The organism is Mechercharimyces mesophilus, from assembly GCF_059818345.1.
In genome coordinates, this window is the sequence record NZ_JCBAPH010000001.1 from 1,431,663 (window position 1) to 1,447,752 (window position 16,090).

Here is a 16,090-nt window from a genome sequence, read left to right on the forward strand (position 1 = left end):
TTTACCATTCATCTGCTGCTGAACTGCTTTCCCAATTGCTATCTACATTGATGGTAAAGGAATAATCCTCTTCCTCCATGTGTGCACTTGAAAGAGATGGAGAAGGCCCTTGTGAGAATGAGGCTACTGGAGCGGAACCTGTGAAAGCATCGGTTGGCGGCTGAGCGAATGGATTTCCTGCTGTCTCACTTTGATTCGAGTGATAAGATGGCGTAAAAGCAGAAGGAGAAGGGTTGTTTCCTGGAGTAAAACTGGGTTCAGCATGCGTTTCTCTCCAGGGCATTGCTCCATAACCTGGATAAGGCATCGCTTGCTGGTTGCTCGCATACGTTCCCGTCTGTGGATAAGGGGGATAAGCCTGAATCGCCCCCTGATGAGGAGGATAAGGATAGCCTCCTTGTGGTGCAAATCCATATGGATGGACACCGGGGTACATACCATACCCAGAAGGAGACGCACCTCCGGGTGGCATCGAAAACCTCTGGTATCCATGGCTCTCCGGAGAATATCCATACCCCGGGTAACCACTTGCTTCAGGGTAGATATCCGGCCCCCGCTGAAACCCATAGTGAGCATAATGATTCCACGGCATCCCTCCATATTCCGGATAAGGACGCTCACTCGCTAAATGATCATCCATTCCTGGATAAATAGTGGATCCAGCAGGAGGATAAGGACCTGCCGCGCTCCCTTGCCCCCCGCCACAACAATCGGAAGCCGGTCTTGCAGGGCCGTGCGGAGGAGCCCATCCCATCTCCTCTAACCATGCCGCTTCGTCTGTTGGCTCCGTCCAAACAGGAGGAGCAGGGGCTTCTCCTTGCGCGGATGGATAACCCTCGTATCCCGTCGGTGGCTGGGGAATCGGCATATCGGGTACAGGAGGTAAATCACCCATCATATTGGTCGGAAAAGTTGGGCCTTGTGGCTGCATGAAGCGGGTAACATCATGTTGCTCATCAGGAGCTACCTCTTTCTCTTTTGACACATTGATCCGCACTTTTCCACTCGGTACACGAATCTTTGTCCCTTCACCCAAGTCATCCGGGTCCTCCACATTTGGATTGGCTTCCATTAATTTTTGAACAGAGACTTCGTACCTATCTGCTATCTTCCACATCGATTCTTTCTCTTGTGCAATGTGAATCTTCACATTTTTCCCTCCTCAAAAGAAGCACTTCCTCTATCTTATGCATATGATAAATGTTTGCTGCCATTCTTCCGAAAAAAGACCCAATCCATTCTCTTAGATGTTACTCTGTCCAATAATCTCCACCCGATAAACTCCCTCCAATTCTTTTAGCATGTGAATAAACCCCATCGTCTCCTTTCGCAAAGAAGTTGTATCTACTGCAAGAACGACGCTGGCCATACCTTGTAAGGGAATCGTCTGATGAATCGTAAGGACATTGGCTCCGGATTGTGCTGTAGATGACAACACCTGTGAGAGCAAGCCTGCCCGATGTTCTAGCCAGATCGACAGCGTCAAGATTTTCTCCTTCATCATTGCATTAAAAGGAAAAATGGCTTCACGATACTTATAGAAAGAGCTCCGGCTAATGCCTACTTCTTGTACGATCTCTTGCACAGAGGCAACCTCATCTGTTAGTAAACGCTGCTTCACCTCCGCTGTTTTTTTCATGGCTTCAGGTAAGCAATCTGCCCGTACTAAATAATACGTCTCTTCATACTCACTCATGCGCGATCCTCCTTATGAAATGCAAAATTCCTATAAAACACACTTATTGGTTCAGTTTTACAACCGCAGACAAGCACACGTATCTATGGACAAGAAAGCTTTATTTTGCGCCATTATACCACAGTTTGCTTGTTCTCCCATCAGGGAATCGTTTATGATAGTGAAGGTTATGGCACTTTCATACACATATAGAAGGAGAGATAAATATGGTATCTGTTCTATTCGTCTGTCTGGGAAATATTTGTCGTTCCCCTATGGCAGAAGCCGTTTTTCGTCATCATGTCCATACAGCGGGGTTAAGTGAACAGATTCACATTGATTCTGCCGGCACCGGCGACTGGCATATTGATGAACCCCCACACCACGGTACCGCTTCCTTACTCACCGAACGAAAAATTTCGTATACAGGCATACGCGCACGTCAAGTCCAAACCAAGGACCTTCATACTTTTGACTATGTTATCGCTATGGATGAGAGCAACATCACCAACTTAAAAAAACTGACAGACCCCATTACGGGACTTCACCGCTTAACCGATTTCATACCTGGCACCACTTATACCGAAGTTCCAGATCCCTACTTTACCGGTAATTTCGAAGAGGTATACCAGTTAGTAGACAGTGCCTCCAAACAACTGTTACAAAAAATCCGTGAACAGGAAGGGATATAATACGCAAACAAAGGATCGCCTTCCCACAGGCGATCCTTTCCTTACGTCATAAATTCAAATTCCATTTCACCAATCCGAACGGTATCTCCTTCGACAGCTCCTTGTTCACGCAAGGCATCCTCTACCCCGATCTTCTTCAAGATACGAGCAAACCGCAATTGCGCATCGTAATAATGAAAATTGGTCCGCGCCAAGAGATGTTCCACTTTTTCTCCCTCGACCACATAAACATCATTATCACGGCGAATCGTAAAGGAGGCTTCTTCCTCCATCGGCGTACGATACAACTTGTGATCCACTTCCTCTGTCTCCTCGCCCGCAAGGTCCGGCGCTTGATCCAAGACATCCGCCACTTGATACAAGAGCTCCCGCAATCCCTGCCGGGTAGCAGACGAGATGGGGATCACTTTTACGTCTTCCCCTACTTGCTCGCGAAACAACTCCATCTGATCTTCTGCATCAGGCAAATCCATTTTATTGGCCGCCACAATCTGTGGACGATTGGCTAACTTCTCGTTGTAGAGGCGTAACTCTTTGTTAATCTGCACCCAGTCTTCGTACGGATCGCGCCCTTCCGACCCTGACATATCCACCACATGCACAATGACGCGTGTCCGCTCCACATGCCGCAAAAACTGATGTCCCAGTCCAACTCCCTCATGCGCCCCTTCAATCAGACCAGGCAAATCGGCCATCACAAAGCTACGCCCATCTTCTACCTCCACCACACCCAAGTTAGGAGCGAGGGTGGTAAAGTGATACGCCCCAATCTTTGGTTTTGCTGCGGTGACGGATGCCAACAATGTGGATTTCCCTACACTGGGATAGCCCACTAGGCCAACATCCGCTAAGAGCTTTAATTCCAGTTCCAGGGTGCGCTCTTGTCCTGGCTCCCCGTTCTCTGCAATTTCAGGTGCCGGATTCCTAGGGGTAGCAAAGCGGATATTGCCTCGTCCACCCTTCCCACCGCGCGCCACTACTTGCTCTTCCTCGTGCTTGGTTAAGTCTGCCACTTTCTCTCCCGTTTCTGCATCTCGCACCACGGTTCCGGGAGGGACGAGCACCACTAACGGTTCTTGTCCTTTCCCATGTTGCCCTTTACTCCGTCCATGCTCTCCATGTTCTGCTTTAAAATGCTTTTTGTACCGAAAGTCCATCAAGGTGCGTAGGCCTTCTTCTACCCGAAAGACAACATCGGCTCCTCGTCCGCCATCGCCACCCGCTGGTCCACCATTGGGCACATACTTCTCTCGCCGGAAGGCAACACTTCCATTTCCACCAGAGCCCGCTCGCACATAGACTTTCACCTTATCGACAAACATGCTTCTCGCCACCTTACCTATCCATCTTCAATTTATAAGGGAGTTATACGAATCTCCCGCGCCGTTTGTTGCCATTCTAACCTTGCTCTTTTTCTTTTTAGTCTCTGTAATAGCTTTTTCCGATCCTTCTCCGTCCATCCAAGAGCATCAAAATGTGTTTCGTGAAGAGAAAAGAGGACAAGTGGATGCGTTTCGTCTTCTCTTTTTATGTGCAGGAAGAGATGGGGATGTTCAAATCCCTCCATGGGTTGCTCCGACAAGAAAATCGACGTCTCCTGGATCACCTGCAAGAGCCATTCCCCTTCTTTCTCCCTTTTAAGGGTAAAGTCCGGGTCGATTTCCACACACCAACGCCACGTAGAAAACGCTTCATTCATCCCCATCAAAAACAACACCAAAGGCGGGTAGGAGGCACGCCGGATCTCACGTTCTTCCATAGCCTGTCCAGCTAACCGCTGGAGATAGGGAAGAATGCGCTCCATTTTATTAAGCGAAGTATACCCCATCAATACCTGAATATGATTCATCCAATCATGGCGCAAACGGCGAATGAGCGAAACCGCTTTTTCCGATTGTTCCACACCTTGATCATGTTTTATGTATCGCCTTAGTAGCCACCAGCTCCAGAGAATGCTCCCTGCCAGCGCACACGCAATCGCCCCTTGCGCCACGATTCCCCAGTCCTGCACACACAATAAAACAAGGAAGAACCAGATAGGACCCATAATCGCACCCCATCTTTTCCAACCTATCCCCATCAAATAAGCTCCCTCCTCTTCCCACACTTCATCTTAATAAAAAATCCCCGGTCAAGTTCCGGGGATTTCGCTCCTTCGAAGCAGGAATTAAGCTTCTACAGCAACGCTTACAGGGTACACACTTACTTGTTTTTTATCGCGACCCAAACGCTCGAAGCGTACAACGCCATCCGCTTTTGCGAACAAGGTGTCGTCGCCACCACGGCCCACGCCTACGCCTGGGTGAATCTTGGTTCCGCGTTGACGTACCAAGATGCTCCCTGCGGTAACGGTTTGCCCGTCTGCACGTTTCGCACCCAGACGCTTGGAGATACTGTCCCGACCGTTCTTTGTCGAGCCCACTCCTTTTTTCTGAGCGAACAACTGGAGATTCAGTTTTAGCATGGTATCCACCTCCTACGATGGTTGATGAATAAGCTGGATATAGGATGGATAAGAGGCAGCAATCGAAGTGAGCGATGACACCATCGCCTCCAGCAACAAGCGGACTCGATCTTCCTGCTCTTGCTCCATCTCTGTCGGTATTCGACAATCAACATGTCCTTCTCCATCGGTATCTTGATGAACTTGCACACCCAAGAGTTCCTCTGAGGCGTTGGCAAGTCCAATCGTGACCGCTGAGACCGCTGCGCACACGATGTCACTTCCGTACTCCGCATAGTCAGCATGTCCGGTCACAACTACCCGTTGAAGACGATTCTGTTGATCATGATACACCGTTATTTGTATCATGGAAATTACGCCTCGATCGACTCAATCCGTACTTTGGTATACGGTTGGCGATGGCCTTTTTTCCGTTTATAGTTCTTCTTCGGCTTGTACTTAAATACCGTGATTTTCTTGCCTTTGCCATGTTCTACTACTTTAGCAGAAACTTTCGCACCATCGAGCAATGGGCTACCTACTTTGGTTTCTCCATCGTTTCCTACCAATAGTACTTGGTCAAAGGTAATGGTTTCTTCAGCATCAGCGGTTAGCTTTTCAATATAGAGAGTATCTCCTTCTTGAACACGGTACTGCTTGCCGCCGGTTTGAATTAGTGCGTACATCATCCGGGTCCCTCCTTCTTGTCCAGTCTCGCCAGCCCCTAGGTGGGAATATTCCTCTTGCAACCTTGACTGAGCGGTTATATGCCCCGGGTATCCCTGGTGCAGCTAATGTCTAGACAGTCTCTAGATACAATAACAAATGAATTCTAGCATAACCCGCGGATTTTGTCAAAAAAGGAGGCGGGGAGATGGCTCATCTATAATATCATTCTGACACTTTCTTTAAAGTGAAATTATCCCAAGAAACGATTTCCACAATATTGTCCCCTAATGGAAGAATGTAATGATGCGCCTGATTTAGAAAACCTGCAGAAGGATCATTTAGCTTTAAATCATTTTTAAGGGCTTCTATCCAATTGGAGTTCTCATTTACTAAGAGGCATCTTTTAAATCTACCGTTAACTTGAATACTGAGCATATTAAAGCAATCTCTGGTTGTCACTTTCACCCCTTGAAATGGTTTGAAATGAATCATATACCTTTCGTCTTGCTCATCATCAAACTCAATTTTCACCCCACTATCACCCGAGTAAATCTGCTCTAATGGAACTGACCTGGTCAAGCAAAGTTGTAACGGTGAGTAGAATAAGATTAAGATGAACGTGCCTCCATAGGGGTTTTTCCACCTAGAGCACTGTGAGGTCTTACATGATGGTAATAACGAAAGATATAATCCGTGATGAGAACGTTGAGATGTTCATCGTCTCTGATGACGAAATGATGAAGGTGTTCATTTTTTAGTTTGCCGAAAAAGGACTCCATGGGTGCATTATCGTATGGGCATCCTGCCTGACTCATGCTTTGTTGAACCTCGTTTTTCTCACAGAACCGGACAAACGCTTTGAAAGTAAACTGATCTCCTTGATCGCTATGCTAAATTTGCCCTGTCTTTAGAGTGTTGATTGAAGTCCGATTGAAGGGTTTATGATCGCTACGTCCGCCGTGATATTAGTAGCCGTTTTGCTTGCCACGATGCTTCGGTCGTTTCAATTCAATATAGTGCAGTACGCATCCGCCCATTAGGAATGGGAAACGTAGGTAAAATAGGTACACCACCAAATCACGTCACATCTTTAGGATTTCGTAATGCTAAGCGAATATCAGAATAGAAATCACCATGGTACAACCTCGAGTTATTAATTAAAACCTCATATGTTTTTTCAATAGCCACATGATCTTCTTTGGTCAATTTTTTCTCATTTAATAATCTACTGTGGTGATAAAACAACTCAAATATTGTTATCCAGCGACCAATTTGAAACCACTTCGTATGAGAAAGCAAGTATCGGAGGAACTTCTTACGATCCTCATACGTTTTCAATTGAATATCATTTTGATCGTATGCAGAACGAACCATTACAGTATAATAAAAGTCAAGTTTATCACAATCCTCCAAAGTAGCTATATGTGTCTTAAAGAGTCCATCAAGGACTTTTATTCCTTTTTCATAACCTTCTCGAATTTTTTTCTGTTTATTGATATATTCCGTCGCAACTTGATTAAAAGATTCCCATTCTTCTTTTGTATCTATCGGAAATTCATACCAGTTAACATCATTAACACGTGATAACAATTTGATTATTCTCTCGTAAGGATACATTGGGTACTTAGACCACTTTTTCGCTTTTTTTTCAAAAAAAGCGCCCGCATTATCTGTCCCTGTGGAAATCCATACTACATCTTTGAAATTATCACGACAAATTTCCTTCACAGAAGGAATGGTACCATCTTCTCTTACGATAAGTTTGGCTATTGCTGACGGATCTTTAGGATCACTATAAGTAATTTCATAATAGCCGTCTTCATTCATCATAATCTTACAAAAAAAGTGATCTGTTATTTCACCCTTTTCCTGATATTCTCTCATCCTATCTATTACTTCTTCAGGTAATGGTACTTTATTACCAAATAAGAATGTCTTGAGTATATCCATCAGAAAATCACTCTCCATCAAAGAAATAGTCCCACGGATGTAAGACTTGCAAATCCGTGGGGACCATCATTTTATTCTTCTCTACTTGATCTGTATGCTTTGGTTGCTAGGGCACCACCATAAATGGCAGCTCCACCAACAGCGATACCCGCTGCGAGCGGTGCTCCTGCCCCAGAAGCTGCTAGAAATAGCGAAGCTGACATCATCCCCTCGCCGATGTTCATAGCCGCATCTTCCCAATTGCCATTCACAGCATTATAGACGAATTCCACACCACTGATGGCGGCTCCAAAACCACCAAGTGCTTTCCCACCTACTTTCTGTATCGCATTAAACCCAGGAGATTTAGTAACACCCTTAAAGAAATTGCCTGCTTTTGAAAACAGACCACTTGCCCCTTGCGAACCACCATTAAATACATTACGAGCAGTACCTCGCATTTCCTTAAAGGATTTGAAATGATCCTTCAAACCTAGAGCATGGTCCACTCCTGACCATATGTCCCAACCTAGCTTCATTCCTTCACTCTCAATCGAAGCACCCGTCCAGTCTCTAAACACTCCCGCTCCAAGGGAATAGGCATTTCTAGCAAACCCATCGGAGGCGCTTAGCGTAGCCGTTTGCAAACTAGCTGAGATCGTAGTAGCCGTAGCCTTCAAGTAATCTTTGGTCTTATCTTTCTTACTTTCATCTGACTTGGCTTTGCCACTTCCACTGCTACTGGAACCACCAGAGTGAGAATGGCTTCCGCTCGACTTCTTATCTCTTAGATTTCTTTTCTTCCCTGTCTTTGTATGAACGAAGGTTGGGATCATAGTTCTTTTCCCAGCTATAGCTCTGCGCCACCCAACCATTGTACTTTTTCCCGTCTCCTCTGGGAGTATATAGATGTCCCGTTGCCTTTGTATAATCCCCTACTGGGTTGGTTTGTCTAGCATGAGCCCGCGGACCATGCCCGTCCAGTTCACTAAACGTAATGGGATTTCCCCCAGCAAACGCATAGCGACTATTCGTTGCCAAACTCATCGCCAGTCCCATATCCTGTACAGCATCACTGTACATATCCCGCGAATGGAAGCGACCCAGACTTGGGTTGTAGTTTCGAAAGCCCATGTTATAGCTGTTCGTATCCGGATCCCAACGCTTATTTGTATAACGATACGGGTTGTACATCTCCTGATTTGATTCATCCACACCCGTAAAGGCACTCTCATAATCGTCCCCGTATATCGTAGCCGTAAGTAGCGCGTACCACTCCTCATCATACAACACTTCACTCTGGATATCGTCCAAATTATAAAAGCCCGCTTTCACACATAGGTGATGCGGGCAATAAAACAAACAGTCATCTTTGATGGATATCAGTTTCGTTCTACAATCAGAGATAGTTCATAATCACCTGCTACTATGCTGTATATATAGTCATACGTAGCAAAAATGAAATGGCGGTACTTGTCGGAACTTACCTTTAACTCTCTTATCAATTGAGAATCGGCTACCTCATCAAAACTTGATATCACCCTTATTTTACATGTTTCAAGCTCTCTACACTCATAAGCCTGTACACGGTTAAATGTCAATTCATAGGGGTACCATTCATATCCCAAATAATTATTCTCACAAAGTTCGCCATTGATTTCGCCAATGAATATTAGTTGATTTGGAGAAAATCTCTGTTCTACCGAATCTAAAAATATACCATCTCTTCCATCGATTATTCCTAACTCAGTAACTACAGGAACATGTTTGTTCATAATCCACTCCCTTTATTTAACTCGGGGAAGTCCTCCACCGTTTGTTGTTGAGAATCTCCTTGTTGTAGCGAACTCTAATATCTCCTCTGATGTTGCCCAACGAGTATTTACATTTACATTTGCCATTCTAGCTGCAAATAGACGTCTATTGTCTAATGTGAACACCGTATATTCTCCAACACCTTGCGAAGCAAGCTTTCCTTTCACATCAACAGGTAAATACTGGTATATTATTGTACGTATAGGTTTATACTACTTGCATAGTTTGGATCTGACTTAAGCCTTGCAGTAAGGCCTTTTAGGCTCGAACCATCACTAAACTGTGCCCCTACCGTATTCTGACTAAAATTAATAGTTCCTGAGTCTTTAAGTTTTGTGCAACTATTATGCACAAAAATGTGTAAATCCGAAACAAAATACGTGTGAAAATTCGTACCTCAAAGTTATACACTTTGACGAGGTTTTCCTTCTTCTAGTGAACCACTTGTTCTACCGGAAGGATTTTTCCCTCACTGGTTTATAGCTCATCTCCCAACTGGAGATCTTTCGCTTTCACCCATCCTTTACCCTTCATCCAGAATGAATGTTCATCCGTGGTTCTCTCCATCGACATGGACTTCGTAAATCACGTCCACTTCACGCTGGAAGAGTTGAGTCACTTCGTTGTATTCCGTTTCTCCGGTCTCTAGGCTCTTTACCCATGCAGCTTGAGGTGGATTGAAGCCTGTTCCTGTAAACCGAATCCGAGGGGCATTCCCCATTTTTTATGAAGAATTGCATACCAAAGGTATGCATTACTGCCGGGCGCACAAAAATGCCTCAAGAAAACAAACTGTTCTCTTGAGGCTGAACTTATTATTCCTCCCTTTCCCAAAAGCCTCTAAAAGGAGGATCAGGATGTACTAGTCTCCACGGTTGTTTACATCTTGTACATTCGAACCAATTTTCCTCTGACATCCCAACGTATTTTTTTTCATTACTGATTTCCTTCAAATTACCGTTCCGCACTTGATCATCAATGTATCTTAAGAACTTGTTAAATTCATTCCAACCTCTAAATCCATCGATCTCCTCTAAAACATCACATATGCAGTCTACTTTATGATCCAAGATGGATTCACCTCTTTAATAAATACTTGATTTCCACCACCCATATAAGATCCCAGCATATTCACCTGCGGTGCTGCTGCTCCCTCATACACAGTAGTTCCCTTGGGTACGTTTATAGCAACGGTTTTATCCAGCAGATTACCCCATTCAGGTAAGATGGCACTGTCAATTCTCGATTGCATTCCACCTAATTGCGGTGTTCTACTCCAATAACTCCCTATAGGTCCCACATTACCACCATAACTTCTGTACAATACGGTGTCGCTCTCCAGAACTGTCGCTTCATAAGTTGCAGATCTAAAAGTAGCATCTGTTCTTGCATCAAGGGGACCTGGATTATGCGGAGTATACTTAACAGAATTACTCGTAGCAACAGTTGCTGTTTCAGTAGTTGCAATCTTAGTTGTTCCACCACTTATTAATCTAGAACTCATACTCCGAAGCATACCCGCCCCAAACACTGCAGCAAATACCGCTTCTCCTAACACCGTTGGCTCTATAACCGCTAATGCAAAAGATATACTCGCTATCCACATTTGGGTTTCTTCCGACAAGGGCGGTATGGTAAAGCCACATTTATTTTTGCCACAACCTCCTGGCGGTGGGGTTCCTGGTCATCCATACGTATGGATGACTCCTACCTTCTCCTTACTACTATAGTGATAGCCTGATGTACCTGAACCTCCTCCGCCACCGGTACTACTTTTTTGCCTGAATTTTTTCTGGCTTTTATTATACGTCTGGGTAAACGTCTCGCCATAAGCTGCTTCATATGCATCGAAGATCTCTTTGTTGGACATGGCACCACTTGGTTCTGCCCATCCGTGTCCATCGATCTCAATGTTACTTATGGGGTTCCCACCCGTAAAGGCATAGCGGTTATTATTCGTCAGACTCAGCGCCAGCCCCATGTCCTGCACAGCATTACTGTACATATCCCGTGAATGGAAGCGGTCAAGACTTGGGTTGTAGTTTCGAAAGCCCATGTCATAGCTGTTCGTATCCGGATCCCAACGCTCTATGTATAACGATACGGATTGTACATCTCCTGGTTTGATTTGTCCTGATCGGGTTTATCGAAACCTGTGAACGCTCCCTTCTGACCTTCCGAGTTGTTATTTTAATAGTATTAATTCTAACTTTTTCATAAAAAACACATGTCCATCCATATAAGAATGAACATGCGTAACAAACATGAGTTTATTTATATTTGTCTGGTAAAAACTCACTCAATACATACCTCTTTATCATCTCCTTTAGTTCAGTCTGAAAATGAGAAAGTTGCTCTCTGTTTTCGCAGCCAGTAACCTCATAAATACTTTCTTCTGGGCAATTTTTTATTACATAATCTATACAGTCCTCATAAACCATCAACTCAGACTCAGACAACCGTAAATCAAACAAGATGACACTAGCTATTTCCTTGTGACCGAGATAATCCATAGGTTTCAATTCCTTTACTTAAATATTTTTTTAAATGCTTCAAGCTCACTTTCTGTAGGTCTACTCCACCTTCCATCAGAAATTCTTTGATTTGTATTCCCTTTCCGATTAGTAAACGAAGTTACAAGCTGACCTTCTGGTTCAAATATATGAGCTCTAGAATTTTTACCAATGACTACCCATCTACCGTCTTCCTGAATTAAAATATCGGAATCTCTAGCCCTCTGAGCATCGTTAAAGGCAGGACCGGTAGGCCTTCCTTCACTTCCCCATTGTAAAGAGTGCTGTGATCTATTAGAAAACTTATTCCACAACGCCCCAAGATCTTCACCTAGGCTCTTTGCACCACCCATAGTACCCCAAGCACCTGCAGCTGCTGCTGTCGCACTTACAGGGGTGACTGCTACACCTACACCTGTTACAGCAAGAAGTGGAGTAGCTACTGTGCCTCCAACAAATAAATATAATCCCGCACCCATAACTAGGGTATCTCCTGCTAATTTCCCAACTAAATACGCGGTATTATCGTGATCATCCGGAGAAATCAACCCCAAAGTTATGCTTTCCATTGCTCCATCGCTAGCTCCAAGGAAAAACTCAACGACATCTTTCGGAACATGCTTCCTCGCTTTTTTCTCTACACGCTTAGCGATGCTCGTAACTTTACTCCAGGTACTTTTTATTGAACCCTTATTGCCTTTCGATCCTGAACCTCCGCCGCCACCGGGACTACTTTTTTGCCTGAATTTTTTCTGGCTCTTATTATACGTCTGGGTAAACGTCTCGCCATAAGCTGCTTCATGTGCATCGAAGATCTCTTTGTTGGACATGGTACCACTGGGCTCTGCCCATCCGTGTCCATCGATCTCAATGTTACTTATGGGGTTTCCACCTGTAAAGGCATAACGGTTATTATTCGTCAGACTCAGCGCCAGCCCAGCCCCATATCCTGAGCCGCATCACTGTACATATCCCGCGAATGGAAGCGACCCAGGCTTGGGTTATAGTTTCGAAAGCCTAAGTCGTAGCTGTTCGTATCTGCATCCCAACGCTTCCCGGTATAGCGATACGGGTTGTACATCTCCTGATCCAGATCAACCTGATCAACACCTGTGAACGCACTCTCCTGACCTTCCCCGTACATCGTGTAGTCGTAGGTCCCGCGTACGTCTCCCTTCTCATCGTACAACATCTCCACGTCACCGCGGGTGTTGGTTCCGTAGTAGGAGGTCTCTCCTTTTTCCTGGTACGTCATGGACAAACGCTCTCCCCATGGGGCGTACGTGTAGGAGCAGGTGATCTTGCCTGTTACTTCTTCACTCAGGATGTCGTCTGTCAAGCCGAGGTAGTGGAAGGTCGTCGTTTCCTCGTCTTCCGTCCCCACCTTGCCTGTCTTACTCATCGTCCGGTCAAAGGCATCGTACGTATACTGGGACGTGTTCAGCGTGCCGTCCTCTTGACGCTTGGTGTGCTTCATCAAGCGGTCGAAGCCATCGTAGGTATACCGTTCTTCCACCTGACTTCCTTGCGTCACCGTATGCAGACGTCCGATGCTGTCGTAGCTGTAGTTCTTCGTCTTGCCTTCTGCGGGTCTGCGTCATCATGCGGTTGCGATCGTAGGTGTACGTCTTGGTCTTCCCGTCCTGCGTATGGGAGACGATGTTGCTGTTCGCATCCAAAACAACCGATTCGGGGAGCGGGTTGTCGCCCGTTTTCACCATCGAGGTGACGCGATCGCGGGCATCGTATGCGTACTCCGTGGTGCTCTCAACTAATAGGGGAGCAGGGCTACCTAACTTATATTCTCGATCAGCTTCAACTCCGTACAGGGACTACAAAAAAACGCAATTCATCGGTTTTAGCGACCTGCATTTTTCGGTTGCCGAACTCTGTATTTTCATTTTGCCATACACAACGATAATCACTAGTTAGACATCTCTAATAAAACAGCACTACTAAAAACAACCTCTAACCAAGACTTCTCTAAGTCTAGAGTATATATTTTCGCAAAATAAAGTGATCTGTCAGGATCTTCCCCAAACATATCATCGCTTTTGAACTCTCCTGTTTCAAAGGATATAATTGTAAACCAACTATATATTTGAGCTGGTGGTAATTCTCTTTTGTAATTTTGATGTACGATATCACTATAGCTAAAATTGATTTTAAGGCAATTTTTAAACACTAGTTTTAATATCTTTGTTTCTTTATTTTTACCCCAAAAATAATCTATTACCATCTCTAAATCTGTTAGGTTTTCCCCCAACTTTAGCTCGCAAATAATACTATCCGTGAATCCAAGCTCCTCCGATATAAAGTTGATGTCATCAGAAATAATCATATTTATCCTCCTAGGTATATTTTAGATGATCCTCTCCCCTGTTGGGGGAGAGGATCTTACCTCATTTAGAAAAGTTGAAGTGTGTTAGATCCCGAAGCTCTTGCTTGGATGCGTTACTTGGAAATGTTCCATCTGCTCCAAGATAGTTTCCACCACTATTCTGAACCCTAAAATAAGGTTGATTGTTTCTAGGGTTCACATGAATCCTCATCTTTGTCCCAGTACTGGGATTCAGTAAAATATTTGCAGGCCCACTTGCCCCTCCACCTTTTTCAATAGTGTGTGTCCAACCTTCATTTTTGAGATCTTGAATCAACTTCTTAGGAGTGACATTTTTTGCTAAATCATTGTAACTAGAGAAATTTTTCCCGCCAGTGGCTATAATTTCTCTACACATATTATGCACAAAGATGTGCATACCCGAAACAAAATACGTGTGAAAATCCTCTACTTCAAAGTTATACACCTTGACGGGGGTTTCCTGCTTCTTACGAAGTACTTGTTCAACAGGCAGAATCTTTCCATCACTGGTCTCCAACTCATCTCCCGCTTCAAGGTCCTTCGCTTTCACCCAGCCCCGACCTTTCACCCAGAAAGGATGTTCATCCGTGGTTTCAATCTTTTCTCCATCCACATGGACTTCATAAATCTCATCCACTTCACGCTGGAAGAGTTGGGTCACTTCTTTGTACTCCATCTCTCCCGTTTCTTCGTTCTTGGAGAGGACTTTGTCACCCACTTCGATCTCTTCAATGGGCTTTTCTCCTTCAACAGTTAGAACTTTCGTTCCAGCGACAAAACACATACTAGGAGCCGCATCTAACGCTTTCGAACCATTTTTAGTCCACTTTGTGCCTGTCGAAAACCAACCTGCTCCTGGAACAGCTGCTGCGTAAGAAAATCCGGCATCTACATAGTTTCCTTCAGCTGTATACCAGGCACCGTTAGTTAAATCAGCAAATTCTGCTCCTGGAATTAGCCCAATGACATCAAGAGCGAAATGTCCCATTGTAGAGAAGCTGATATCAGGTAGGTCTTGAGTTCTCTTCGTTTGCCCCCCAACTTCGCTTTTTGTTGTTCTCGTATTAACTAACCTCTTCGTGGGAGAGACAGCTCCACTCCAATTGTTTTTCTTCACTACTATTGGTTGAGGCTTCGGTGGTGGTACATACGGTCCCCCTGTTTTTACATCCCAACGTCCATTTACTCCATCCTTCTTCGATCCCCAAATGTCACAATAATTCTTCGTACAATTCGCTTTGGCGCCACCACCATATTCCAAGTAGGCATGACCGTCTATCTCAACATTGCTGATCGGGTTCCCACCCGTAAAGGCATAGCGGTTATTATTCGTCAGACTCAGCGCCAGCCCCATATCCTGCGAAGCATCACTGTACATATCCCGCGAATGGAAGCGGCCTAGGCTTGGGTTGTAGTTTCGAAAGCCCATGTCATAGCTGTTCGTATCCGCATCCCAGCGTTTTCCGGTGTAGCGATACGGGTTATACATTTCCTTATCCGGGTTGTTGGAATCGATCTGATCGACACCGGTAAAGGCGCTCTTTTGATCCTCTCCGTACATCGTGTAACCGTAGGTGCCACGTACGTCTTCATTCTCATCATACAGCATTTCCACGTCGCCACGGGTATTGAATCCATAGTAGGAGGTTTCCTCCTCTTCATGGTGCGTCATCGACAGACGCTCGCCCCATGGGGCATACGTGTAGGAGCGCGTGGTCTTGCCTGCCACTTCTTCACTCAGGATATCATCCGACAAGCCGAGGTAGTTGAACGTCGTCGTTTCCTCTTCTTCCGTTCCCATCTTGCCTGTCTTGCTCATTGTACGGTCAAAGGCATCGTACGTGTACTGTGACGTGTTTAGGGTACCGTCTTCTTGACGCTTGCTGTGCTCCAGCAAGCGGTCGAAGCCATCGTAGGTGTAGCGTTCTTCTACCTGACTTCCTTGGGCTACGGTATGGGTCCGATGCTGTCATAGCTGTAGCCTTCGTCTGG

Annotated in this window: 21 protein-coding genes and 1 pseudogene; 2 read left to right on the forward strand and 20 right to left on the reverse strand. The window is 45.1% G+C overall.

Annotated features, from left to right (window positions below):
• Position 1 precedes the first annotated feature (1 nt).
• Together AC6RGY_RS07035 and AC6RGY_RS07040 are read right to left on the reverse strand one after the other, a co-directional pair.
• A complete protein-coding gene (locus AC6RGY_RS07035) occupies positions 2-1,150 on the reverse strand; it encodes a LysM peptidoglycan-binding domain-containing protein (RefSeq protein WP_499861088.1) in 1,149 nt (382 codons plus the stop codon).
• Between the two features lie 93 nt (positions 1,151-1,243).
• The gene (locus tag AC6RGY_RS07040) at positions 1,244-1,696 is read right to left on the reverse strand and encodes an ACT domain-containing protein (protein WP_499861090.1); all 453 of its coding nucleotides are present in this window, start codon (positions 1,694-1,696) and stop codon (positions 1,244-1,246) included.
• Positions 1,697-1,902: 206 nt separating this feature from the next.
• Between AC6RGY_RS07040 and AC6RGY_RS07045 the strand changes: the two genes are divergently transcribed.
• Positions 1,903-2,367 carry a low molecular weight protein-tyrosine-phosphatase gene (locus AC6RGY_RS07045; RefSeq protein WP_499861092.1) on the forward strand — a complete coding sequence of 155 codons (465 nt, stop codon included), beginning with the start codon at positions 1,903-1,905 and terminating at the stop codon, positions 2,365-2,367.
• A 41-nt stretch (positions 2,368-2,408) separates the two neighbouring features.
• Here AC6RGY_RS07045 and obgE read toward each other — a convergent pair whose 3' ends face one another.
• The 16 genes and pseudogenes from obgE to AC6RGY_RS07125 all read right to left on the reverse strand — a co-directional run bounded on the left by obgE (position 2,409) and on the right by AC6RGY_RS07125 (position 13,270).
• Positions 2,409-3,689, reverse strand: coding sequence for a GTPase ObgE (gene obgE, locus AC6RGY_RS07050; RefSeq protein ID WP_499861094.1), 1,281 nt, complete (start codon positions 3,687-3,689; stop codon positions 2,409-2,411).
• 32 nt (positions 3,690-3,721) lie between these two features.
• Complete coding sequence (locus tag AC6RGY_RS07055; protein WP_499861096.1) at positions 3,722-4,447, reverse strand: Spo0B domain-containing protein; 726 nt, start codon at positions 4,445-4,447, stop codon at positions 3,722-3,724.
• Between the two features lie 87 nt (positions 4,448-4,534).
• Positions 4,535-4,831, reverse strand: coding sequence for a 50S ribosomal protein L27 (gene rpmA / locus AC6RGY_RS07060; RefSeq protein ID WP_499861098.1), 297 nt, complete (start codon positions 4,829-4,831; stop codon positions 4,535-4,537).
• Between the two features lie 12 nt (positions 4,832-4,843).
• Positions 4,844-5,179 carry a ribosomal-processing cysteine protease Prp gene (locus AC6RGY_RS07065; RefSeq protein WP_499861100.1) on the reverse strand — a complete coding sequence of 112 codons (336 nt, stop codon included), beginning with the start codon at positions 5,177-5,179 and terminating at the stop codon, positions 4,844-4,846.
• A gap of 5 nt (positions 5,180-5,184) precedes the next feature.
• A complete protein-coding gene (gene rplU, locus AC6RGY_RS07070; RefSeq protein ID WP_499861480.1) occupies positions 5,185-5,496 on the reverse strand; it encodes a 50S ribosomal protein L21 in 312 nt (103 codons plus the stop codon).
• Between the two features lie 205 nt (positions 5,497-5,701).
• Positions 5,702-6,010: a hypothetical protein gene (locus AC6RGY_RS07075; protein WP_499861102.1), complete on the reverse strand. Its 309-nt coding sequence runs from the start codon at positions 6,008-6,010 to the stop codon at positions 5,702-5,704.
• Between the two features lie 77 nt (positions 6,011-6,087).
• A pseudogene (locus tag AC6RGY_RS07080) lies at positions 6,088-6,297 on the reverse strand (integrase core domain-containing protein); the annotation flags it as partial.
• Between the two features lie 259 nt (positions 6,298-6,556).
• Positions 6,557-7,429 (reverse strand): hypothetical protein, encoded by an 873-nt coding sequence (locus AC6RGY_RS07085; RefSeq protein ID WP_499861104.1) that lies wholly within the window; start codon positions 7,427-7,429, stop codon positions 6,557-6,559.
• Between the two features lie 71 nt (positions 7,430-7,500).
• Positions 7,501-8,244: a hypothetical protein gene (locus tag AC6RGY_RS07090; protein WP_499861106.1), complete on the reverse strand. Its 744-nt coding sequence runs from the start codon at positions 8,242-8,244 to the stop codon at positions 7,501-7,503.
• A complete protein-coding gene (locus AC6RGY_RS07095; RefSeq protein ID WP_499861107.1) occupies positions 8,189-8,722 on the reverse strand; it encodes an RHS repeat-associated core domain-containing protein in 534 nt (177 codons plus the stop codon). The genes AC6RGY_RS07090 and AC6RGY_RS07095 overlap by 56 nt, the downstream gene beginning before the upstream one ends.
• Before the next feature lie 68 nt (positions 8,723-8,790).
• A complete protein-coding gene (locus tag AC6RGY_RS07100; RefSeq protein WP_499861110.1) occupies positions 8,791-9,183 on the reverse strand; it encodes a hypothetical protein in 393 nt (130 codons plus the stop codon).
• Between the two features lie 1,094 nt (positions 9,184-10,277).
• Entirely contained in the window at positions 10,278-10,829 is a 552-nt protein-coding gene (locus AC6RGY_RS07105; RefSeq protein ID WP_499861112.1) for a hypothetical protein, read from the reverse strand.
• 78 nt (positions 10,830-10,907) lie between these two features.
• Positions 10,908-11,351 carry an RHS repeat-associated core domain-containing protein gene (locus tag AC6RGY_RS07110; protein ID WP_499861481.1) on the reverse strand — a complete coding sequence of 148 codons (444 nt, stop codon included), beginning with the start codon at positions 11,349-11,351 and terminating at the stop codon, positions 10,908-10,910.
• Between the two features lie 142 nt (positions 11,352-11,493).
• Positions 11,494-11,736 (reverse strand): hypothetical protein, encoded by a 243-nt coding sequence (locus AC6RGY_RS07115; RefSeq protein WP_499861115.1) that lies wholly within the window; start codon positions 11,734-11,736, stop codon positions 11,494-11,496.
• 14 nt (positions 11,737-11,750) lie between these two features.
• Entirely contained in the window at positions 11,751-12,566 is an 816-nt protein-coding gene (locus AC6RGY_RS07120; protein WP_499861117.1) for a hypothetical protein, read from the reverse strand.
• Between the two features lie 95 nt (positions 12,567-12,661).
• Positions 12,662-13,270 (reverse strand): RHS repeat-associated core domain-containing protein, encoded by a 609-nt coding sequence (locus AC6RGY_RS07125; protein ID WP_499861120.1) that lies wholly within the window; start codon positions 13,268-13,270, stop codon positions 12,662-12,664.
• 43 nt (positions 13,271-13,313) lie between these two features.
• Between AC6RGY_RS07125 and AC6RGY_RS07130 the strand changes: the two genes are divergently transcribed.
• Positions 13,314-13,511: a hypothetical protein gene (locus AC6RGY_RS07130; protein ID WP_499861123.1), complete on the forward strand. Its 198-nt coding sequence runs from the start codon at positions 13,314-13,316 to the stop codon at positions 13,509-13,511.
• A gap of 149 nt (positions 13,512-13,660) precedes the next feature.
• On the opposite strand, the gene AC6RGY_RS07135 is transcribed toward AC6RGY_RS07130, so the two are convergent.
• Together AC6RGY_RS07135 and AC6RGY_RS07140 are read right to left on the reverse strand one after the other, a co-directional pair.
• Positions 13,661-14,077, reverse strand: coding sequence for a hypothetical protein (locus tag AC6RGY_RS07135; protein ID WP_499861125.1), 417 nt, complete (start codon positions 14,075-14,077; stop codon positions 13,661-13,663).
• Positions 14,078-14,138: 61 nt separating this feature from the next.
• A complete protein-coding gene (locus AC6RGY_RS07140) occupies positions 14,139-15,995 on the reverse strand; it encodes a polymorphic toxin-type HINT domain-containing protein (RefSeq protein ID WP_499861127.1) in 1,857 nt (618 codons plus the stop codon).
• Positions 15,996-16,090: the final 95 nt, after the last annotated feature.